This window comes from uncultured Alteromonas sp. (assembly GCF_963976965.1).
Taxonomy (GTDB): Bacteria; Pseudomonadota; Gammaproteobacteria; order Enterobacterales; family Alteromonadaceae; genus Alteromonas; species Alteromonas naphthalenivorans.
Genome location: NZ_CAXBMP010000045.1, coordinates 1 through 22209, shown reverse-complemented (window position 1 = coordinate 22209; position 22209 = coordinate 1). Strand labels below are relative to the sequence as shown.

Annotated in this window: 18 protein-coding genes; 10 read left to right on the top strand and 8 right to left on the bottom strand. The window is 42.3% G+C overall.

Annotated features, from left to right (window positions below):
• On the bottom strand, positions 1-244 hold a 244-nt coding region (locus tag AAC006_RS20235), incomplete at its 3' end, for a hypothetical protein (RefSeq protein ID WP_339892368.1).
• A 189-nt stretch (positions 245-433) separates the two neighbouring features.
• Positions 434-1225, bottom strand: coding sequence for an EF-hand domain-containing protein (locus tag AAC006_RS20230; protein ID WP_013783391.1), 792 nt, complete (start codon positions 1223-1225; stop codon positions 434-436).
• A 492-nt stretch (positions 1226-1717) separates the two neighbouring features.
• On the opposite strand from AAC006_RS20230, the gene AAC006_RS20225 reads away from it, so the two are divergent.
• Positions 1718-2674, top strand: coding sequence for a sensor domain-containing diguanylate cyclase (locus AAC006_RS20225; RefSeq protein ID WP_232363183.1), 957 nt, complete (start codon positions 1718-1720; stop codon positions 2672-2674).
• 35 nt (positions 2675-2709) lie between these two features.
• On the opposite strand, the gene AAC006_RS20220 is transcribed toward AAC006_RS20225, so the two are convergent.
• The 3 genes from AAC006_RS20220 to AAC006_RS20210 form a co-directional block, all read right to left on the bottom strand.
• Positions 2710-3042 carry a hypothetical protein gene (locus AAC006_RS20220; RefSeq protein WP_013783393.1) on the bottom strand — a complete coding sequence of 111 codons (333 nt, stop codon included), beginning with the start codon at positions 3040-3042 and terminating at the stop codon, positions 2710-2712.
• Positions 3043-3379: 337 nt separating this feature from the next.
• Positions 3380-3745: a DP-EP family protein gene (locus tag AAC006_RS20215; RefSeq protein WP_013783395.1), complete on the bottom strand. Its 366-nt coding sequence runs from the start codon at positions 3743-3745 to the stop codon at positions 3380-3382.
• 12 nt (positions 3746-3757) lie between these two features.
• Positions 3758-7027, bottom strand: a complete 3270-nt coding sequence (locus AAC006_RS20210) for a winged helix-turn-helix domain-containing protein (RefSeq protein WP_041452766.1) — start codon at positions 7025-7027, stop codon at positions 3758-3760.
• Between the two features lie 245 nt (positions 7028-7272).
• Between AAC006_RS20210 and AAC006_RS20205 the strand changes: the two genes are divergently transcribed.
• From AAC006_RS20205 to AAC006_RS20180, 6 genes are all read left to right on the top strand, one after another.
• The gene (locus AAC006_RS20205) at positions 7273-7653 is read left to right on the top strand and encodes a hypothetical protein (protein WP_208805811.1); all 381 of its coding nucleotides are present in this window, start codon (positions 7273-7275) and stop codon (positions 7651-7653) included.
• A gap of 70 nt (positions 7654-7723) precedes the next feature.
• Positions 7724-8575 carry a DUF692 domain-containing protein gene (locus tag AAC006_RS20200; RefSeq protein ID WP_013783398.1) on the top strand — a complete coding sequence of 284 codons (852 nt, stop codon included), beginning with the start codon at positions 7724-7726 and terminating at the stop codon, positions 8573-8575.
• The gene (locus AAC006_RS20195) at positions 8572-9321 is read left to right on the top strand and encodes a putative DNA-binding domain-containing protein (protein WP_013783399.1); all 750 of its coding nucleotides are present in this window, start codon (positions 8572-8574) and stop codon (positions 9319-9321) included. Before AAC006_RS20200 ends, AAC006_RS20195 begins: the two co-directional genes overlap by 4 nt.
• Before the next feature lie 344 nt (positions 9322-9665).
• A complete protein-coding gene (apt, locus tag AAC006_RS20190) occupies positions 9666-10202 on the top strand; it encodes an adenine phosphoribosyltransferase (protein WP_013783400.1) in 537 nt (178 codons plus the stop codon).
• Between the two features lie 17 nt (positions 10203-10219).
• Positions 10220-13153 (top strand): DNA polymerase III subunit gamma/tau, encoded by a 2934-nt coding sequence (dnaX, locus tag AAC006_RS20185; RefSeq protein ID WP_208805810.1) that lies wholly within the window; start codon positions 10220-10222, stop codon positions 13151-13153.
• Between the two features lie 38 nt (positions 13154-13191).
• Complete coding sequence (locus tag AAC006_RS20180; protein ID WP_013783402.1) at positions 13192-13518, top strand: YbaB/EbfC family nucleoid-associated protein; 327 nt, start codon at positions 13192-13194, stop codon at positions 13516-13518.
• A gap of 268 nt (positions 13519-13786) precedes the next feature.
• Here AAC006_RS20180 and AAC006_RS20175 read toward each other — a convergent pair whose 3' ends face one another.
• The 3 genes from AAC006_RS20175 to AAC006_RS20165 form a co-directional block, all read right to left on the bottom strand.
• A complete protein-coding gene (locus AAC006_RS20175; RefSeq protein WP_013783403.1) occupies positions 13787-15553 on the bottom strand; it encodes a vanadium-dependent haloperoxidase in 1767 nt (588 codons plus the stop codon).
• Positions 15554-15896: 343 nt separating this feature from the next.
• On the bottom strand, positions 15897-16532 hold the full coding sequence (locus tag AAC006_RS20170; protein WP_049791746.1) for a peptidoglycan-binding domain-containing protein: 636 nt from the start codon (positions 16530-16532) through the stop codon (positions 15897-15899).
• 22 nt (positions 16533-16554) lie between these two features.
• Positions 16555-18042 (bottom strand): choice-of-anchor L domain-containing protein, encoded by a 1488-nt coding sequence (locus AAC006_RS20165; protein WP_208805808.1) that lies wholly within the window; start codon positions 18040-18042, stop codon positions 16555-16557.
• Between the two features lie 472 nt (positions 18043-18514).
• Between AAC006_RS20165 and AAC006_RS20160 the strand changes: the two genes are divergently transcribed.
• The 3 genes from AAC006_RS20160 (at position 18515) to htpG (ending at position 22191) form a co-directional block, all read left to right on the top strand.
• Positions 18515-19462 (top strand): hypothetical protein, encoded by a 948-nt coding sequence (locus AAC006_RS20160; RefSeq protein WP_013783406.1) that lies wholly within the window; start codon positions 18515-18517, stop codon positions 19460-19462.
• 97 nt (positions 19463-19559) lie between these two features.
• Positions 19560-20159 carry a recombination mediator RecR gene (recR, locus tag AAC006_RS20155; protein WP_013783407.1) on the top strand — a complete coding sequence of 200 codons (600 nt, stop codon included), beginning with the start codon at positions 19560-19562 and terminating at the stop codon, positions 20157-20159.
• 109 nt (positions 20160-20268) lie between these two features.
• Positions 20269-22191 (top strand): molecular chaperone HtpG, encoded by a 1923-nt coding sequence (htpG, locus tag AAC006_RS20150; protein ID WP_339892366.1) that lies wholly within the window; start codon positions 20269-20271, stop codon positions 22189-22191.
• The last annotated feature ends 18 nt before the right edge of the window (positions 22192-22209 follow it).

Sequence of the window (22209 nt, the reverse complement as noted above, 5' to 3'; positions counted from 1 at the left end):
GTAGTAAAAAACTGAGCGTACTGCAGGTCCTCCTTGCGCGCTCATTCCAAAAAAGCATCATGATTCTGCACCCAGTGGTATATGAGCCACCGAACTCTGAAGTGAAACGTATTAGCGCATGCCGAGACTCGGCGGCCAGTAACTGGCGTGGGGATAGTGCGGGGTTCCGGTGACCGGCCCAGCCAGTGTGGCCCAGCCCCATGGGACAACGTGCAAGCCATGAAATGGTTGCCAGAGTTAGCACGGGGTGGCCCTCCACACTGCCATAGTTCGTTGTGAAGCAATCCCATTCGAAGAAATTGCTTCACAACGATTGCTTCACAACGAAGCCTATCCTAACGGATAGCCTTTTTTTATGCTTGTAAGAAAGTGAACAGGCAATAAAAAGCCCCGCAGGGGCGGGGCTTAAACTAGGCGACTATTAAGCTTAGTATTACTGGCCCATTGTCTTAATTTCTTCAAAATATCTACGGTATTCCATACGAGTAATAAGTTCGTTGCCATCTTTATCCATGGTCATGAAATCACCTTTAATACCTGCGTTTTCAATTTCACGTTTAGATAGTTCACCATCTTTATTAGCATCGGCTTCATCGAATCGCATATTCGCAGCATCCGTAACTTCTGTACGTAATGTGTTGTTCTTTTCACTGATCACAGCACCCGTTTCGTCGATGGCTTCACCATGTTTCATCGAGTGTTGTGTGTCGCTAGTTTTCATTTCAGAACGCATTTCTCTATTTTGTTCACTAATTACGTCGCCGTCTGCGCCCATGGATTCATGTTTAGCCATAGCGGATGTCTTGCTCATTGAATCATGGTTTGCATTGGTTTTCGTTTCAGAGCGGAGTTCTTTATTTGCTTCGCTAATTACATCGCCATCTGTGCCCATAGCCTCTTTCTTGTCCATGGGATGGTGTGCGCTATCGGCTTTACCATCGTGGTTTGTTTTTTCTTTAACCACTAATTCGTCAGTAAACCTTTCAGGTTTAGACTTTATGTAGGCAGTAAACTCAGAGTGGTTAATCATATCATCACTGTCTGAGTCTATTTTAGACATAGTCTCTTCAGTAATACTTCCCTTAACCTCTTCCTTGGAAAGCATGCCGTCGCCATTTGCATCTAGTGCCTCAAAGTCTGAGGTTATTCTAGATTCATGATGGGCAGCGAACGCGGAAGTAGACATTACTGCGCCAATAACCATTGCTAACGTTAGCTTTTTCATAATAAATTCCTTCTTTGCATGTGTAATGCTTTGGGTTAAATATGAGAAGTGAATGCCGAAACCGTTCACGGTATTGACGACAATCTAAAAGGCACGAAGGTATTTCCGTGCTTCTACTCCTACATATCTTTATTCCTGTTTAGTAAATCACACTGTTTCATTCCTGATTTATAATTCATACTTTGTGCCAAACGTTAATATATTGATTTAAATGCACTTTTATTTATTTGCCTGAACGACATAGGTAAATAAAGTGTTAAAAAGACACAAGCTGTGAAATATATGCACTGTGTTACATAGCCCAGATATTCCCGCTTAAAAGCTTCATGCCCTTCTTAATTGGTTCGAGATTTAACCTTCCTGACTCTGAAATTTGCAATTAAATCAGTGTGTTAATTCGTAAGGTAACCAGAAGGTTTAATTCGAAAATTTTCCGTAATCTTTGTTCCATCAATACAGCCCAAAGCTAGGGGATAAGGAATGTTTTCAACAATGCTTAGTAAAAATATTAGTAAAAAACCCACAGAAAAGCTTTTTAACTTTTACCAGGATTCTTCACTTTCGCGCATGATTAATTTTCTCAATGAAGCAGTTGTCGTTATAGATGTTAACGGCACTATTGAAATGCTTAACTCTACATCCGCCTCATTACTGGGAATAGAAAAAGACAAATTGCTAGGACATAATTTACTTGAGCTAGTTATAGATGATACGGGTAAGTCTCAAACTTATGTTATTGAGAGCTTAGATGCAGGCCAAAGAGGTTTAATTTCCGCCCCTCCTATGGAAGTTAACCTTCAAGCAGACAAAGACAACCAAACACATGTGTGTGTTGAAATGTCGATATCAACGTTACCAGAAGCATTCTCATCGGCTAATACACTGTATCTTTGTATACTCCGCGACCTTACGCTTCACAAGGCAGAGTATGGTTCGCTATTACACAAAGCTAATACCGACTATTTAACAGGGCTAGCTAACCGCCATAGGTTTGCCGAATACCTTGATAAACAGTGGGATGTTTGCGAGCAAGACGATGTACCTCTAAGTATTATATTTATTGATATCGACCACTTTAAAGACTTCAACGACCAATATGGCCATATAGCGGGGGATAGATGCTTAAAGAGAATAGGGGAAACTATTTCGTTAAGCCTTCCTAATCGCGATACCTTAGCCGCACGCTATGGCGGTGAGGAGTTTGCCTTGGTGTTGCCCCGATGTTCAGCACAGACCGCCCAATTATTAGCGATACGTATTAAGCGACATATATCGCAATTAAGTACCAGGCAGTTTGCGTTATCGCAAGAATCAGAGTTAACAGTAAGCATGGGTGTGGCAACGCAAATGGAGAATCGCTACAGTTCAAAAGAAGGTTTGTTGAACGCGGCTGATACATTGCTTTATCAGGCTAAGTCTCAGGGAAGAGATCAGATTTGTTTTTTGTGAAATAGAATGGGGCTTCCTCACGAAGCCCTAAATTTTTAAACTGGTTTTCTATTTATAATTTGTGGATCACACATGAACCGTTCGCCGGTTTGGGTATCAAGTACCCATACTTCTATGTAGATGTCGTCGGCAACATCGTCACCGTCATCAACACCAATGTGAATGCTGGCATCGGTTTTATCCTCTAAAGTTACATCACCAGGGCTGGTTGCGGTAACCCAACGAAAGGCGTAACGGTCATTTAAAGCGGGCGAAAATTCGATATTCAATTTACGATTGGTATTGCTATCAAATGCAATAGCTTCGGGTGTGTAGCGATAGTAGTAGCCTTCACCAATTTCCACATGTTTGGCATCGGAAGGCGGCACTTCATCTGGTGCCCAAAGCTGTAAGGTAAAGGTGGCCGTGTTAGTCGCTTCAGTTGAATTTATTGTTGATGTGGCTTCTTGTGCTAACGTTGAGAAAGAGAGTAGTACCGCTAAAAAAACAATGGTTTAAGCAATATTTTACTATTCTTATATATAGACTTCATTTTTATTCCCTTCAAAAATTGAATATTAAATACGCTACTTTTAGTAGCGCATAAAAACTATATCAGTATTGTTTGGTGTATAGAATAAAAACAGGGAGGCTTAAGTAAGTCCTCAGATATTAAAGCGCATTTTAAACCAGAATTGGCAGCTAACAGCCGCCAATTCTATAAAATTAATTTTTCTGTTTATTAATGATTTGTGGATCTTGACTGGTATAAACGCTCGACTTAGGTGCTGTAACTAGTTTCATGCAAATACTTTCTGTTGCTGAGTCTGAATCTACAAAGATAATGGTTTGCCCATCTTCAGTTATACTGTAAGTCAAGTCATTATCTAAATCACCAGATATGACTGGGCCCACGAATTGTAAATCGCTAGACTCTTTCTTCAAAGTATACATTATCATGCTACTGGACTCAGTTACTGTTACATTACCTGTTGCAGGGTTGCCTGAGGTATCATAAATAGCATATCGAGGTGGAGTTTCGTCCGTAAATACTGAAACCATAAACTGAAATATCGGTGTTGGATTAGACATATTTTATTCCTTTTATAAATAATCAAAGTAGAAAGGTTTGGTCAAAGTTTTTGCGTGAGCTTTCAAAGTACCATTTATTTTAGAAGTATTGTTAGTACATTGACTCGCAAAAAAATGCGGTAAAATTGCATCGGGGTGATAAGATTTTTCGACGATTTTCGATGTGGTAAGTTGAAGCTCATGACAAAGTAAACTTTTGCGCTCATCGGTAAAAATGTTTTCACTTCTAATAAATTGAGATAATATTTTTTTTGTTTTTAAACTATATTCTGTAAAGCTTGGCTCACGGGACTTTAATGAAGACTCAATAATTTCTGGGGTAATTGAGCGTATATATTTTTGAATTTGAGTAATAATTTCCCAGTGCGAATTCATTTGAAAGTATTCAATTAAGGGAAAAAGTATCCATTCTGCATTAGATGCAATTACCTTGGCTAATACCTGCTGAGCATCAATAGAGCTTTTAAAACTTGAATCACTTACTAGTAAAAGTGCTTCTATACGAAAAAAAGCCAATTGCCATTCACTGTTGTTAATATCTTGCGAGATCGCCTGTTTTACAATTATATAACTTTTCTCTAGTGTTGTGCCGTAGTTTTTTTTCAGCATTAACTTTTTAGCTAAGAGCGCTTTTTGAACAAGAACTGCAACATAAGGTTCAATGGCGGCAGCATTAGAACTATGAAGTATATATATATCTTCAAAAGCTTGTTCAGCATCCTCGTACAATCCATAAGCTTTTTCATATTCCCCAGTATGAACAGTAGCCGACGCTATCCACGACAGGGTATCGGCAGCATAAAGTTGAGCATCAAGATCATCAGGGTTTTGTTCAGCGATATATTGTTTGAGCTTTAGTGATGCACTGAAGTATTCAATCGACTTACTAAATTCGAAGTTTTCATATTCAAGAGAGCCCAAAGAGTTTTGTGCGTAGGCCACTTCTAGCATAGCGTCTGTATTGTCTGGGGCTATTGATAGCATACGTTCGCTATAAGCTAAGTAACGCTCGAATGCCGTTCTGGCTATGTCCATCAAGCCATCGTTATAAGCGATGTGGCCCAACCAAAATGCGTTTGCACCCGCGGCTTTAAGTAGCTCGAAGTGATTGGGTGCATCGCTCAACAGCGCCTTTATATGTACATCGGCTTCTTCGTAAGCTTCTTTCGCGGTGGCTACATCGTCTCTATAAAATCGTACTTCTGCCATAGCTTGCAGTGAAAGCGCATGTTGAAAACGCAATTCGAAACTCGCTTTTGGCGGGCTAATGGTAAAAAATCCATATTCACTCGTTTGCTGAGCTTGTTCAACATAACTCAGTGCTTGTTCGCTGATACCTTCCAATAAGTCCATACGTTTTACGCTACGTAGTTTATTGGCAAAGTCACCTATCATATAGCCCATTAAATTTTCAGCTTCTAATCGCTTCCTTTCGGCCAGTTGTTGCGATTGCTGACTTTGTAGCATGGCACCAAATGAAACTACGGTTAAACAAGCAAGGGCTGCAAAGGTAACCCCGCGAATAACCCGTTTGCGTTGCACCGTTTTCTGTGACGCCCGAATGAGCGCTAATTCGTCATTCGTCAGTGTTAAGCTAGTGTCGGCTTTTAACGCCAAAGCATCAGTTAAGGGCTTACCTTGTGTAAGTAAAAACGCCTTACTTTTGTTATCTTGCAGCCATTGTTTGGTTTGTTGTTCTAATCTGCCTTTGCTTACCAGCGCGCTTTGGTGTTGTTGAATCCAACCTTGTACTCGCTGCCAGCGCCTAAGGACGGCTTCATGCGCCACTTTAAAGCAGGCTTTGTCTTGATAAAGGTGCGATACAAATAACCGATGCTCTACCATTAGCTCGACAAAGTTTTTCTCGTTATCGTTACTAAGCTCACTCCACAATGCGGTGCGGCTGGTTAAGTTACTGCCATCTTGGGTAAGCGTTACAATTAGAGGAAGCACGCGGTCGAGTGCAGTTTTCACTAACACCGGCATCTGTTGGTAAAGCTGTTCAGCTTTGTGGCCAATTGCGCCTTCTATACCGCCCAACTGTTTGTAGGTACTAACTTGCAGCAAGTTGGCTGTTCGCTGCAAGTACAGTTCTTGTAAGGTGTATTGTAATAATGGAAGACAGTTGGGTTCTGCCGCGGCATCGGTAAGTATAATGTCGTCTAACGTAACATCGGTATGGTTATCTTCTTCCCACTCTAGCCCTGCGGCAATAGCTGGAAGGCGTATCATTTGGCTTAATTCACTGGCCGAAGGGGGCGTAAGGTCGAAATGTGCTCCACGCTCTTTATTTTTCATTAGGGTGGGGTAGGCAGCTAAGTGATGGTAAAAATCATTCCGACATACTAAAAGCATTAAAATGAAGCCACTTTCTGCTAATGCTTCAAGCAGCGTAAACACCGCTTCCTTTTGGGTACTATCAACATGGTTAGTGGCCAAATAGGCTTCAAGGCGATCGAGTACTATTACATAGCAAGGGAAAGCGACGTTATTGTACTGGCTTGCAGTTGTAAGTTTAGTTTTCGCTAAATGAATAACCGGCTTAGGGTCGCGTTTCAGTTTTGCCGCTAATGAATCGGCACTTTCCCCTTCAAACAACGGGGCATCGTTGATATCCCAATCTAACATACAGGCGGCAAGTTCTTCCACAATCTGTGCCGTCTGAATATCTGCAATATCAATACTGGCGTAATCGATGGCATGAACACCATTGGCGCCCTTGTTGTTTAATAACCTAGGTAATAAACCTGCGTGCACTAACGAGCTTTTACCTGAACCGCTAGGGCCGATAATAAGGGTAAAAGGGCGTTTTTTGGTAAATTGATCCGAAAGCCTAGCCAGTAAATTTTTTACTGCCGCATTTCTACCGTAATACACTTGGCTTTCTTGTTGCGTAAACGCGGTTAAACCAGGGAACGGAGATTGACCCTGCCAATCGGTTTCGGCGGCACGTGTTTGTTCATCTTCTAAAAACTGAACATCGGCAATAACCCGATAACCTCGTTTACGTATGGTTTCTATAAAAGAAGGGGCACTGGCTTTATCACCTAATGCTTTACGTAATTGGGTTATGGTTTTATGAATAGGGTTATCGCCAACGGGCGCGTCTGGCCAGCACTGGGTAATAATGTCGTCGGCGCTAACCACTTCACCCGCTTGCTGACACAATAGCAATAGAACGTCCATTGCTTTGGGTTCAACGGTGCGCTTCGTTTTACCTAATATAAGGGTGTTTGAGGCTGGCTCTACTTGCCAGTCGCCCAAATAAAATTGCTTCAACATGTATTCAATTTGCTCAAAAGAAACCAATCAGAACAAACCTAACCTACTTTAGTTGTAAGGTAAACGAGTTACGCTGAGTTAGCACTACATTGGAACTATAAAAGTTAACTAAAAATACCTTTAAATTTTAATAATATAAAAAATATTAACAAAAAGTGAAATTTGATCCTCACCCCCTAGGTCTATACTACTACACGTGCTTACCGCACGTTAAAACCAGACTTATACTTTTGAGGGTAGACAAAATGAAACAAATTAAAAAATCTTCTGTTGCTACGGCACTCGGTGCGGTTGTTATTGGCTCGTTAGCATCTACGGTTGCTATGGCTGAAGTTAACCCATTTTCAATGCAGTCATTAGAATCTGGCTATAGCCAATTCGCTGCTGAAGGTAAATGCGGTGAAGGCAAGTGCGGTGGTGATAAAGCTGCCAAATCTGCAGATGGCAAAGCAGTTGAAGGTAAGTGCGGCGAAGGTAAGTGTGGTGGCGACAAAGCGGCGAAAGCAACCGAAGGTAAATGTGGTGAAGGCAAGTGCGGCGGCGATAAAGCAGCTAGCATGGCTGAAGGTAAAATGGAAAAAGCTAAAGAAGGAAAATGTGGTGAAGGTAAATGCGGTAGCATGTAACACTACGGCAAGTACAGTATAAAAAGGCCGTCATTCGATGGCCTTTTTAGTGTGAAATTGGGGTGGAATAATGAAGCATATTCAAGGTGCAGGTTTAGGTTTTCGTCGCGAGATGTTAGATGAAGTGTTACCAACACTGCCTAGTGAGGTCGATTTTTGGGAAGTTGCGCCCGAAAACTGGATCCCTTTAGGGGGAACATACGAACGCCAGTTTGCCCAAAGTATTCAACAAGCGCCTTTTACCACACACGGTTTGTCCCTTTCTATCGGTAGTAGCGACAAGCTTGATATCGAATTCGTTAAAACCGTAAAGCACTTTTTAGACACCCACAATATCGATTTATATAGCGAGCACTTAAGTTACTGTTCTGGTAACGGGCATATGTACGATCTCATGCCAATACCGTTCACAGAAGATGCAGTTAAACATGTGGTAGGCCGCATAAAGCAGGTTCAAGACATTATCGAGCGGCCATTGGTGCTAGAAAATGTGTCTTATTATTTGGCGCCTGGGCAAGAAATGTCTGAACTAGATTTTACCAATGCGGTACTAGCGGAGTCAGGTTGCTTGTTACTGCTTGATGTAAACAACGTTTATGTAAATAGCATTAATCACAAGTATGATGCTTACGATTTTATAAACCGCTTACCTAGCGATAAAATTGTATATGGTCATATTGCTGGGCACTTCGATGAAGCCCCAGATTTAAAAGTAGATACCCATGGCGCTGATGTTATTGAACCCGTATGGGATTTACTAAAACACGCTTATGAAACTCATGGCGTATTCCCTACATTATTAGAACGTGATTTTAATATTCCCGCGATGGAAGTATTAGTAAAAGAAGTGCAGCGTATTAAAGCGATACAAGCCCAGAGTATTGCAAATCACCAAACCGTTTTTGCAGGGCAGTCTGCATGAGCGAGAATTTTAAAACCGTCCAGCAACAGTTTGTTAACGCAATTAAAGATCCAGATTCGTTTGAAACAAACAATGCTGACATTAAACGCCGCATGGATATTTATCAGTCCCTTTTTTTTAATAACATTATGGGTTTTATAAGCACAGGTTTTCCGGTGTTAAAGTCATTGGTAAGTGAAGAAAATTGGAATGATTTGGTGCGCGCCTTTTTTATTCATCACGAAAGCCGTTCACCGTATTTTTCAGACATTAGCAAAGAATTCGTAGAGTATTTGTCAGCAAACCCAGAACTCGCATTTCAATTACCTGAGTTCGCCGCTGAACTTGCCCACTATGAATGGCTAGAATTAGATATCAGCATTCGAAAAACTCCTCATAAGGTGGTGTATTTTGAAGCTGGCGAACAGGTAACAAAGGTGAGCGTTTCCCCGCTAGCAACCCTTGCTTCATATGCATACCCAGTTCACTTAATTGGTATGGACTATATTCCCGATACCCCCGCACCCGAGCAACAGTTCTACGTGGTGTATAGAAATGAAGAACAGCACGTAGAATTTGTGCATTTAAATCCGCTGACTGCAGTTTTATTGCATACCATTGAACAGCACGAACAAGGCATAGAAATAGAGGCCTTAGGCGAGCAGCTTTGTAAGCAATTAAACCACCTACCAGAACACACTGTGCTTCAAGGTATGCAGCAAATAGTAAGCGATATGCTGCAAAAAGGTATTTTGTTACCTAGTTGAGGAGTTTGCTGAACACTAAATCACCAGTTTTTAACTGGCACTTAAGTGCAGAAAGGCTAAAGTTGTACGCGAGTGTATAGCTTTGGCTGTTAAATGTTGGGAAAGTAGGCAATTGACTACAATAGCGCTGTCAATCCGGTCTGCTTTCGATTAACATTTACGACCATTTTTTGTTAGTTAAATTGTTTAGGTAGTGCATATGGCAGACAATTCAGATTTCAAAGAAGTCTACAATAAGTGGTACTTTCTAGCTTCTATCGTAACTTTACTCGCGTTTCCGCTGATGCATATCATCTGCGGCTGGTTTACCTTCTGGTTATAACGCAGACATTCAAGGCATAATTGTGACTGCACAGTATATAAAATCAGTTGTTAAAACCGTTCCTGACTATCCAAAGCCAGGTATTTTATTTAGAGATGTTACTAGCGTACTAGAAGACCATAAGGCTTTCAGTAGTTGTATCGCATTGTTGCTTGAAGAATTCCAAGATATGGGATTCAACAAAGTAGCAGGAACCGAAGCGCGCGGATTTTTATTCGGCGCACCATTGGCCATCGAGATGGGCATTGGTTTTGTTCCAGTAAGAAAACCCAACAAATTACCCCGTGAAGTGGTGAGTGAAACCTACGACCTTGAATACGGTACTGATACGTTGGAAATCCACAAAGATGCTATCCAGCCTGGCGATAAAGTTTTACTTATCGACGACTTGTTAGCAACTGGCGGTACCATCGAAGCATCAGCAAAGCTAATCCGAACATTAGGCGGCACCATTGAGCATGCTGGCTTTGTTATCGGCTTACCTGAACTAGGTGGTCGTGAAAAGCTAACCGCGATGGGTATCAAAAGCTTCACGCTTTGTGAGTTCGACGGCGAATAAGGATAAAAATACAAGCAATGAGTTATCAGGTATTAGCACGTAAATGGCGCCCGGGTAAGTTTAGTGAACTCGTAGGGCAGGAACATGTTGTTTCAGCTATTTCGAATGCGTTAGATAACGACCGCTTGCACCACGCGTACCTATTTACCGGTACGCGAGGGGTAGGTAAAACCACCATTGCTCGTATATTTTCCAAGAGTTTAAACTGCGAAGAAGGGCAGGGGTCTAACCCTTGTGGTCAATGTAATACCTGTAAAGAAATAGAGCAGGGTAATTATGTTGATTTGCTTGAAATTGATGCGGCATCACGCACAAAGGTAGAAGATACCCGAGAGCTACTTGATAACGTACAATACAAGCCTACCCGCGGCCGGTATAAAGTGTATCTTATTGATGAAGTACACATGCTGTCTAAGCATAGCTTTAATGCGTTGTTAAAAACGTTAGAAGAGCCACCACCTCACGTTAAGTTTTTACTGGCCACGACCGATCCACAAAAGCTTCCTATTACTATTTTATCTCGTTGCTTGCAGTTCAATTTAAAAGCATTGTCGCGAGAGCAAATAGTTGGGCAGCTTAATCATATTCTAGAGCAAGAAACCTTACCCTTTGAGCCGCAAGCGCTAGCGTTGTTAGCCCGCGCTGCACAGGGGAGTATGCGTGATGCCTTAAGCTTAACCGACCAAGCTATTGCACAAGGTGGTAATGCGGTTAACGCCTCAGTCGTTACCGACATGCTAGGCTTGATGGATAAAAATCAGCTTGTGAAGTTATTGCATGCGGTGGTGAGTAAAACGCCAGCCGATGTTATGCAATTGGTTCAGGATATGTCGGAACAAGCACCAGATTACGATCATGTGCTTGCCGAATTAGGCAGTACGCTACATCAAATAGCGTTAACCCAATGGGTGCCTGAAGCCTGTAAATTAGAAACAACTTCAGCCAAAGCTATTTACCAACTTGCTAAATCAATTTCTGCTGAACAAGTGCAGTTGTTGTATCAAATTGCGCTGCAAGGAAGGAAGGACTTACCATTCTCATCAGACGGCAGGAGCGCATTAGAAATGACGTTAATGCGTATGATGACATTTGCACCTAGTACGCCTTTAGCTGATGCGCCATCTGAGATAGCCAGCGGAACGGTTGATAGTTCGTTGCCTATTGCATCGGCGGAAAAAAAAACACTAATTTCTGAGCAAGACGCGCAAAGCACGACTTCTACCGCTAACTCTCTTAGTGCTAAAAGCACAGACGCTGGGTCATCGTCAGCCGGTGAAGAGGCTTTCAGCAATGAACAAGATGCTCACAGTGCAAATGTTCAAGATGCAGAAACTGCTACTGATGAAACCGACCGCGCACGAACTCACGAGATTTCATCTTCTTCTGACATAGCAGATTTAGCCACTTCACAGAATACCCCCCCTGAACCAGGAGCCTCGGCTCATGAAAAAGAGTCGTATGGCGAAGCCGCTTCGCAACAGGTAGCGTCTTTTGAACAGGCAGAGCCTTCGCAACAGGTAAAGCCTTCCCAGCCGGTAGCGTATTCAAAAGATGGCCAGCCGTCAGATGCCAATCAGTCTGTAATAAATAATCAGCCTACAGGTAGTGATCATTCTACAGGTAGTGATCATTTTACAGGCAACGATCAGCCTACGGGTAGCAATCAACCTGCAGGTGAGTATGGCAAGCCAGTCAGAAGTTTGGCGTCAGAGCATACTCCTTCAGATTCGGCCCCGTTTAATGATATGCCGCCAGCAGATGCATACATGGACGATATGCCACCGCCTTACGATGATGATGAGTCGTCATTTATGCCGCCTGATTTCGCCGATGCTCAGCGGACAAATACACCGCTATCTGATGAAGGCCCTGACACGCAATCTACACATTTTGCTTCGCAGCAAGCTGTTGATTCTGTGCCAGCCGCTACACCCACACCAGAGGCACAGCTAACATCCACTGCTGATATGCTCGCGCTACGACAGCGATTAAAGCAAAAACGTGATGAAAGCGCAGAACAAGCGGCGAAAAAGCCTGAAGCGACGAACGAAACTACTAGCTTTGTAGATAGAATGAGTAAGGCTTCAAGCCAAAGCTCTCTTGACCCTTCTAGTGAAGGCCGAGATGATAGGCAATCTAAAGGCACGGCTGACGACATCAGTGCTCAACAAGAATCAACTACTGCACCGGCAACTGCGCCATCAAGCTCTGATACTTTTAATGCAAATTTAGATGTTGGCTCTAACACGACTTCTAACGCTAGCATGCAAAACCAAACCGATATGCCCCCGTGGGATACTGGTATGCAGCATAATGACGAGCCGTTTACTGCCAACGAGCAAGATACCCACTTTGATTCACCAATGCCTGACGCGGCGCAGTATGGCGGCAATAGCGAAACAGCTCGTAATGAGCCTCAGACTTTAGAATCAGAGCCTTTAGAACCTCAGCCTTTAGAATCAGAGCCAAGCGATACCCGTAATGAATTTAGTGCTGAGCCAGTAAATCAGTTCAAAAGTCAGTATCAAGGTAAGCTAGCTGCGTATTTGGATGATGGTAGTAAGCTTGTTCATGCGAGCCAAATTGATAAGTGGAGCAATGACGTAGAGCAAATGCCTATTGCAGGTTTGCTTAAACAATTGGTGCTTCATGCCTCTTTTTTGCGAAATGATCAGGGTATAACGCTTGAAATTGATAACAGTCAGGCGCATCTACTAAAAGACAGTGCAAAACAACAGTTGCTTGATGTATTGCATCATAGTTTTGGCGAAGGGGAGAATATTACCATCACCCTTGGCTCGCCAAAACAAACGCCCTATGCGTTGCAACAAGACATTATTGCTATGCGCCAAGCGCATGCACAATCGGTAGTACATACCGACGAAACAATACAAGCGTTGTTATCAGCGTTCGACGCATCAATAGTGACCGACTCGGTTAAAGCGCGATAGCAATATTAACTAACACTAAGACAAAGTGAGAAAAGAATATGTTTAAAGGTGGAATGGGCAACATGATGAAGCAGGCTCAGCAAATGCAAGATCGTATGCAGAAAGTGCAAGACGATTTGGCAAAGCTGGAAGTCACAGGTGAAGCCGGTGCAGGCATGGTTAAGGTAACCATGACATGTAATCATAACGTTCGCCGCGTAGACATTGACGACACGTTAATGGAAGACGATAAAGACATGATTGAAGACTTGGTTGCCGCTGCATTTAACGATGCCGTTCGCCGCGTTCAAGAAACCAGTAAAGAAAAAATGGGTGACGTTACTGGCGGAATGTCACTTCCACCAGGCTTCAAAATGCCGTTTTAATGTGAATGTTTTAGTAACGCTTACCGTAAGTTAAGCATTACGTTGTAACAAAAAGCCCCGGTGAAACCGGGGCTTTTTGTTCGTCAGTATTCAAATAATACTAAGGGCGTCCGTATTACCACTGGTGTGATTAGACAGTGATTTACGTATAAGGTTAATGCCAAGTATTCGAATATATAGTTATTGCAACTTCGTTTTCGCCATCGCTATAAAACGAAACAGTAAATCAAAAACGCCTTTCATGTTTGCTTATACATGTCTCAACTGTTTAAGAGCGTGTAATTAATTTCTCATCGCCATCAAACGTTTTAACCGATAAGGTAAATGCATCGTAAGGGTAACTTTCAGCTTGGTCTTTAAGTATTCCCAACGCAATTTCTTCGCCCATTCTCAAACTATCGTAGTAGTCACTGAAAAAATGCACTCCACCCATATTTCTTCCAATCGATATATTAGCGGCGAGTTTGTTAAGCTCAGCTTCTAAGGTAATCACTTCATCAGAATCTTCAATAGTTAAGGTATCGTCGTTGTCAGTTGCTACAATCTTAACGGGTTGCCAATTATCCCGTTCAGCAATTTCTGGTTTTACGAAGCAAACAGATTCTCCTTTTCGGGCTAACTGCGCATTAGTATCGAAAAATGCTTTAAGTACGGTCACGCACGCTCCTGCAACAGTTGAGTGCCCTGCACCGTAAGAAGGGTGCATGGGGGACCCTTCAGCAAAGGCCATCGGTAGTAAATCTTCCGTGTGAAAAAGTTCATTGATCTTAGCCAATGTGTCCGATAAATCGGCTTTCATGTTCTCGAAATTTGTACTGGCCGCGCCTCCCACAGCAGCTTTGAACGCATCATTGTCAGATTTGGCTATTCTTGCTGCTAGCACTTCAGGGCGCAGGCGTCTATGCACTTGAAATTTTTGATACCTGACCGCTTTCAGCGCTCGAGTTGCCACTTCTGTTACCAACGATAGAATATGTGGCCCACCAAACAAAGCAAAACCTCCCGCTCGCGAGTTAGGAAATTCCCCAGAAAGGTTTACGAAGTTACTATCAAAAGGAGCAAAGTCTTGGCTCTCTTTTTGGCTTAGTAGTATTAGGCAGGCATTTAAATAGGCTTGATAGAGGGCGTCGAAATGAACGTATGTCGCTAAATCTCTTGGGGTTTTAATAAAAGTGAGTTTTAACTCTCCACTGTTTTCTTCATAGTTCCCCGTTCCTGTCTTTGGAGTGTTATTCCGGCTGTAACCGTTTTGAACCGCTACCCACTCGTCAAATTCCAACATGAAATTCTTATCACTTGCTTTTGGTACTTTTTGATTGATGGTTTGCGCGCCGTAATTAATAAGGCCGGATTCAACACTACTTTTGGTATTCCCTCCCCCCATCAACATGAAGCAAGAGAGGTAGGGACCGATACCTACGCCTGGCGAGGACCCCCTGAAAACTGTTCCGGGCGTAAGCACTTTGTCACCACAGGCGTTTTTTGCAGTGAGTCTGGGGCGTCCACAGAAGCCGCGCATTGCATAACTTAGCTTATTTAGTCTTTCGCATGGGCCTGCAATCTCATCTGACAATTCGCTGAACTTATTGAGAGCGGTGTCTCGTAAAACCGCTAGTTCATAAACTTCGGCCATTTCAAAGGTTAGCTCACTTGAGCCAAGCCCTGGCGGTGGCGCCATTGTCACTTCTTGTGCATCAGGGCCTTGAACATCAAATACAAAGCCCGCAGTTGGCGCTTCCCAAAGCCGGCGTTTGCCCTCGGCTGTAGGTACATCTATCGCGTGGAAAGGCGATATTTCCCCTCCATTAATTGCATCTATTAATGCCTCACAGGTTTCTGCATTTTGAACAAGGCCAGTTTCGGGATTGTGTTCTAATCCTTTGGTAAAGCTCATGGCGTAGTTGATACTCGACTTTTCATCGCCATTATTTATATGCATCACTTGAGAATGGATGGACTGATGCCTATTTAGCGAAGCGATACGAATACGGTAGTCTAGTGAGTCTTTTGAACGTTGATTTTGAGTTTCATTCATTGAAGTATTCCTTTTCGTTGAATAGTAGTGGTTATTCACTACTCCAGTTGTAGCTAACTGATGACGGGGATACATCATTGAACAACAACTGCCAGCCCTCCCTGTCTAGCGGCCTAGAATTAAACACTATTGGTTAAAATTTGTACACTGCGTTATTCTGTTAAATTGAGTTTTAAGTCTTGTTAAAGTTTAAGTCTCAGATTTGTAGTTAAAAAAATTTGCAGTTTTTTTAGATTAAAAGTGGAAGATGGGTATTAATTGAAGCGAAATAGAGGGGGGAGCAGAGTACTTCGCTTAATAAGGAAAGTGGTTGTAAAGCATTTCTGCAATACAACCAAACTAATTAGCGTTTTATTTGGGGCTTTATCAACAGCAAATTTACTAGCGTTTGCTGGTCGGGGAAGCCTGTAACTGCAATACCTTTTGCCCGTTGATATTGGGTAATAGCCTCCACGTATGACTTGTTAAAAGCGATGTCAGACGATTCGGTATCAATGTTATACCCACTTGATTCTAACGCCTCAACAGTCATATCAAGCACCGTTTGATAAATATAAATAGTACTGTCGTTAATCGACATCTCGATAATATCGGAACGTGTAGACATGCGTGTTGGCAAAAACGCTTGCAGCATAATATTAGTGGCATCTAGAAATTTTTGATCTGGATTATCGGTGCAATGCTTATTTAGCATCAATAACATCAGTTCAGTAGTCTGCCATGGCGTTATATCAAACGTTTTTTGCTGCAACGCATTGAACGCCGTGATGTAACCTTCTAGCCAGCCGCCGTATAAATATGTTTTTGAACCTTGCTCAGAATACGTACTTGCAAATTCAGAGCAGCTGCGTTTCGCTGCCCCTTTTGTGTTGAACGCGCCTTCTTCATCTGCCGCTACGGCACAAAATGAGAATAAAATAACTACTAAGGTTACGACATACTTCTTCATCTTTACTAAATACGGGGGCGGGTTTAGCACCCCCTCTCCATTACTTTTACGTTTACTTGCGTTTGCGAACTAGCGAAATGCCAACAAGTGAAAGTAAGAATATTGCAATCGTTGAAGGTGCTGGCACGCTGGTGGTAGATGTCACAATAGCAGCTTGGGTTATTGTATACGAACCTGGGTCAGCAAAAGAAACACCGGTAACGAATGCTGTTGGATCTGTAGGGTCTAACATAAGGTCTTCATTAATACCTGTCAGGGTGAACGTTGAGACAGGAAAAGGGAAGTCGAAGGTTTGTCCCGCCATTAAAGCTTCTGTGTACTCATCTCCTAACGAATTGCTAAAGGTGATTAGGTACCCATCGTCATCATTTACGCTGAGTAAAGTCGGTGCGGTAACACTGGCAAATTGACCACTGTTCCCAGCGGTGTACGTGTAGCCGGTCGATACATCTGGATCGAACCAAATGGTTTCGCCTGCATCAACCTCCGGTAGCGTGAATACAAATTCGCTCTCTTCACCTACTTCAACATCTTCATCCGGCATTAACGGTGTAAATTCCGACTCACCATTTTCTACGGCAAAATTACCAAAGCTGCTTAAATATACTGTTGTGTCTAATGCATCGTCTGATGCATCAGCTAGCAACATAGTAAACGTATTTCCAGTACTGCCTGGCTCTACGGGAATATCGAATTGTAAAAGCGGAATGCCATTTGGTGCTAATAAACCGTTCAATTCTGTGCCTTCAATGGCCTCGAAGTCAGGGTGGTCGATTGAGATAGGGGCAAATACACCGTCTACGGCAAGCTCAGCCACAGGTGCAAAAGCTACATTAGCACCGTTAAATAATAGGGCAAAGCCGTCGGTATATTCACTATCAACATAGCCTGGAAATTCTTCTGAGCCGAAGGCCGCAATAAATGACACAGTACTCACATCATCAGATACATCAAAAGTAATATCTAATTGCACAGCATCGAAATGTTCAGCTTGCCCGGTAATTGGGGTTAAAATTGTGTTTTGTGCCGCTGAGGCTGGGTTTTGAGGTACATATTCCTCGCCGCCACCATCTTCTGGCCCTGGCTGCTCATTTCCGCCTTCTAGCCCAGGCTGCTCATTTCCACCTTCATTCGTTTCACTTTGCTCAAAAATCTCTACAGGGTTGTTAGAAAACTCTGCTTCTGCCAAGTTGCCGTCATTGGCCGAGGGAAGAGGGATTTCGACTACTTCAGAACCATTATCGATATATTCATTCGGCCCATCGACATAATCGCTTACTTGACCTGTACTAAAGACAATACCGCCAGCACTTGGAAGACCGTAGGTTACTGAGTTATTAGTATAAAAGCCAGCTTGACCAAATTGGCCCGACAGCGATTGCTCGGTAATTGTTAAGCCTGAATTATTAATAAATAGCGCATCGGTTAAAATTTCGGCTGAGTCACTGCTTTCAATAACAATTGCATTGGCATATTGAGCAGAAAATAAAAGGCTAAACGAGAAAGTACTAATTTTTATGATTTTTTTAAAGGTAGGCATTTACTACATCCCTGATGTTCTAAAATTTTTATTTTTTTGAATGATCAATTTATGAAGTTCGAAAATGCCCCAGCAAGAAATTGGCCAGTTTTTAATTTATTGAATTTATTGGTTATTTTTAATTTCTAATCTTTCTGTGTAAAAATTATTGACGGTTTAGGGCTGTTTGGAAAGTGTGTTATTTCTATCACTTAAATTTATATCTATCTATAAATGGTTGAAAATGAAGTTTATGTTAACTAAGTCTATGTATTTTAGTGGGTTCTATTTTATTGATAGCACGTTAGCGCTGTGTATGTGGAGTCTTTACATAGCTAGTTTCAGCTTTTTATTAAACGAAGGCTTTACCTATAATTTCGGATTGGTTTGCTTCAACTGATTGGTCAGTAAGTTCGGCATAAAACGCTTTAGTTATGGTAGACCATCAGTAATAATACGTTCCATCTTAATCTTCAGAAATATCAACATTTTCATGCTGAAAAAAAGTATTATCCTGTCGGTGACAGTAGTCGCTGTTGTAGCCATTACCTTATTTGGCATTTCAACTCACAGGCTATATAGCAAAAAACAGTTATCCGTAGACCCTAAGTTGAATGAAATTTCTGGTATCGAATACGATAAAAAAGGGTTTCTTTGGGCTATTAACGACAGTGGGGATGATCCCAAATTATATCGTTTAGATGATAACGGCGACATTACCAAAGAAGTCATGGTAGCCAATGCTAAAAACATTGATTGGGAAGATATTACCCAAAACGACTTCGGACACTTTTTCCTAGGCGATTTTGGTAATAATGATAACGACAGAAAATGGCTGACTATTTACAAGATAGAAAACCCTATCGATATTAAAACCGAGTCGACGAACGCCGAAATTATTAAGTTTACCTACCCTGAAATGGACGGGAAAACACCGGTTAAACCGAATGATCGTAACTTCGATTTAGAAGCCTTTGTTGCACTAGGACGCCACCTTTATTTATTCACCAAAAATAGAACTGAGCCCTTTGATGGTATTACCAACGTATATAAAGTGGGTGATCATGCGGCTAACTTTGATGCCGAATTAATCGACTCTTTTAAAACCTGTACTACCATGGAGAAACTGTGCTGGATAACGTCGGCGGCATTAAGCCCCGACAGAACTAAGCTAGCGCTATTGGATTCCACTAGTATTTGGTTATTCGAAAACTTCAAAGGGGATAAGTTCTTCTCCGGCGATGTTTACCGCATTGATTTAGGGTTGATTACGCAAAAAGAGGCGGTCACTTTTAAAGACGACAACACCATTATATTTACCGACGAGAAATTTAAAGGTATTTTCGGCGGAAATGCGTATGTGATTAAACTCGATGAAGTGCATAAAAAATTGATTCGAAAGGCAGCAAAGCCAAAAGAAAAAATAATTGAGCCAAACTAGCCTATAGCAAACTTTTATTGAGAGTGTGCAACAAGCACTTTTAGTGAGTAAAATGCGTAGTTGTTTCGTAACCGATTTAACATGATAAGTAGTTTGTATGAAGTTTAGCCCGTTACTGAATGAATTAATTCAAGCGTTAACTTGCCTTCCTGGGGTAGGTAATAAGAGTGCCCAGCGAATGGCGTTTCATCTTTTGGAACGTAATCGCAAAGGGGCAATAGATTTAAGTAATGTGCTGCACAACGCCATGGAGCATATTCACCACTGTCAGCGCTGCAGAACGTTTACAGAAGATGAGCTGTGCGAGATTTGCCGTCATCCAGAGCGCGAAGCCAGTGGCTTATTATGCATTGTTGAAAGCCCGCAAGATGTTTTGGCAATCGAACAAACGCTTAGTTATAAAGGCCAGTACTTTGTATTGATGGGGCATTTGTCGCCTATCGACGGAGTAGGGCCTGAAGAAATTGGCCTCAATGAATTAGAAACCCGTTTTAGTGCAGGTGGCATTAACGAAGTGATCCTTGCCACCAACCCCACGGTGGAAGGTGAAGCCACTGCGCATTACATAGCCCAGCTTTGCGCGGCACATAATGTTGAAGCGTCTCGTATTGCTCACGGTGTGCCCGTTGGTGGCGAGCTTGAATATATAGATGGTAATACCCTTACTCACGCCTTTTCTGGTCGCCGCAAACTCTAAATTGCGGCGCTTCCCCAATAATATTTTTTCGCTTTGCTGTTGAAAACTGCGAGTTCGACCTTACCTGTTTGAAAGTAACGTGATCCATTCAACGAGGAGATATTGGATTATGGCTGAAACAGCCCATAAAGAAACCCACGGTTTTCAGACGGAAGTAAAACAACTTCTACATCTGATGATTCATTCTTTGTATTCAAATAAAGAAATCTTCCTACGTGAGCTTGTATCTAACGCTGCCGATGCAGCAGACAAGCTACGTTTCCGCGCACTAGAAAACGACAGCCTTTATGAAAATGATGGCGACCTAAACGTAAAAATTAGTGTAGATAAAGAAGCGGGCACGGTAACTATTGCTGATAACGGCATTGGTATGAACCGCGATGAAGTGATAGCCAACTTAGGTACTATCGCAAAGTCGGGTACAAAAGATTTCTTCAGTAAGCTTTCTGGCGACAATGCAAAAGACTCACAACTGATTGGTCAGTTCGGTGTTGGCTTTTACTCAGCATTTATCGTTGCTGACAAAGTGACTGTTCGCACTCGTGCCGCTGGCGCAGATGCTTCACAAGGCGTTGAGTGGATTTCTGAAGGCGAGGGTGAATTCACCTTAGCAGAAATCAACAAACCAACTCGCGGTACTGAAATTGTATTGCACCTTCGTGAAGACGAAAAAGAATTCGCTGATGATTGGCGTTTACGTTCAATTGTTAGCAAATACTCAGACCACATTAGTATTCCGGTTAAAATGTGGAAAGAAGAAGTGCCTGAAAGCGAAGGCCCTGATGGCGAGAAGACCCCAGCACAGCCAGGTGAGTGGGAACTTGTCAATAAAGCTACTGCTTTGTGGACGCGTGAAAAGTCAGACATTTCTGATGAAGAATATAAAGAATTCTATAAGCACATTTCTCACGATTTTGCCGACCCATTTGCATGGGCGCATAACAAAGTTGAAGGTAAGACAGAATATACAAGTTTGTTGTACATTCCTTCTAAAGCCCCGTTTGATATGTGGAACCGCGACCAAGCGCACGGTTTAAAACTGTATGTTCAGCGCGTTTTCATCATGGATGACGCCGAGCAGTTTATGCCTAATTACTTGCGCTTCGTTAAAGGTCTTCTAGACAGCAACGACTTGCCACTTAATGTGTCTCGTGAAATTCTACAAGACAACAAGGTAACCCAAGCATTGCGTCAAGGTTGTACTAAACGCGTACTTCAAATGCTTGAGAAAATGGCCAAGAACGACGCCGATAAGTACCAGTCATTCTGGAACGAATTTGGTAACGTGCTGAAAGAAGGTCCTTCTGAAGACCATAACAATCGTGAAAAAATTGCTGGTTTACTTCGCTTCTCATCAACCAACGGTAACTCTGATGCACAAACCGTTTCGTTGGCAGACTACATTGAGCGCATGAAAGAAGGCCAAGATAAGATTTACTACGTAACGGCAGACAGCCTACAAGCTGCTAAATCTAGCCCGCACCTAGAAATCTTCCGTAAGAAAGGCATTGAGGTATTGCTAATGGGTGAGCGCATTGACGAATGGTTAATGTCGCATCTAAGTGATTTCAACGAAAAGCCGTTTGAATCTATTGCGAAAGCAAACTTAGATTTAGGCGACCTTGAAGATGAAGATACTAAGAAAGCCCAAGAAGAAGCAGAAAAAGAAGTAGAAGGTATTGTTGAGCGTGCTAAAGCAGCCCTTGGCGATAAAGTCGTAGACGTTAAGTTTACCCACCGTCTAACTGATTCTCCGGCGTGCATTGTTGCTGATGACAACGGCATGACTACACAGATGATGAAGTTGATGCAAGCTGCAGGTCAGCCTGTGCCTGACGTTAAGTACCTATTCGAACTTAACCCAGAACATGCTTTGGTTAAAACCTTAGCAGAAACGCAAGACGAAGATTTGTTTAAGCAATGGGTTGGTGTATTGTTTGACCAAGCGGCATTGTCTGAACAGGGTAGTTTAAAAGACCCTTCAACGTTTGTGCAAAACTTAAACACTTTATTAATGAAGTTAGCGAAATAAGCTTCATTATTAAAAGTT

What these genes read in the sequence shown, in the direction of transcription:
- AAC006_RS20230 (WP_013783391.1), bottom strand. Translation starts at nt 1,225, where the DNA reads ATGAAAAAGCTAACGTTAGCAATGGTTATTGGCGCAGTAATGTCTACT.
- AAC006_RS20225 (WP_232363183.1), top strand. Translation starts at nt 1,718, where the DNA reads ATGCTTAGTAAAAATATTAGTAAAAAACCCACAGAAAAGCTTTTTAAC.
- AAC006_RS20215 (WP_013783395.1), bottom strand. Translation starts at nt 3,745, where the DNA reads ATGTCTAATCCAACACCGATATTTCAGTTTATGGTTTCAGTATTTACG.
- AAC006_RS20210 (WP_041452766.1), bottom strand. Translation starts at nt 7,027, where the DNA reads ATGTTGAAGCAATTTTATTTGGGCGACTGGCAAGTAGAGCCAGCCTCA.
- AAC006_RS20205 (WP_208805811.1), top strand. Translation starts at nt 7,273, where the DNA reads ATGAAACAAATTAAAAAATCTTCTGTTGCTACGGCACTCGGTGCGGTT.
- AAC006_RS20200 (WP_013783398.1), top strand. Translation starts at nt 7,724, where the DNA reads ATGAAGCATATTCAAGGTGCAGGTTTAGGTTTTCGTCGCGAGATGTTA.
- AAC006_RS20195 (WP_013783399.1), top strand. Translation starts at nt 8,572, where the DNA reads ATGAGCGAGAATTTTAAAACCGTCCAGCAACAGTTTGTTAACGCAATT.
- dnaX (WP_208805810.1), top strand. Translation starts at nt 10,220, where the DNA reads ATGAGTTATCAGGTATTAGCACGTAAATGGCGCCCGGGTAAGTTTAGT.
- AAC006_RS20180 (WP_013783402.1), top strand. Translation starts at nt 13,192, where the DNA reads ATGTTTAAAGGTGGAATGGGCAACATGATGAAGCAGGCTCAGCAAATG.
- AAC006_RS20175 (WP_013783403.1), bottom strand. Translation starts at nt 15,553, where the DNA reads ATGAATGAAACTCAAAATCAACGTTCAAAAGACTCACTAGACTACCGT.
- AAC006_RS20165 (WP_208805808.1), bottom strand. Translation starts at nt 18,042, where the DNA reads ATGCCTACCTTTAAAAAAATCATAAAAATTAGTACTTTCTCGTTTAGC.
- AAC006_RS20160 (WP_013783406.1), top strand. Translation starts at nt 18,515, where the DNA reads ATGCTGAAAAAAAGTATTATCCTGTCGGTGACAGTAGTCGCTGTTGTA.
- recR (WP_013783407.1), top strand. Translation starts at nt 19,560, where the DNA reads ATGAAGTTTAGCCCGTTACTGAATGAATTAATTCAAGCGTTAACTTGC.
- htpG (WP_339892366.1), top strand. Translation starts at nt 20,269, where the DNA reads ATGGCTGAAACAGCCCATAAAGAAACCCACGGTTTTCAGACGGAAGTA.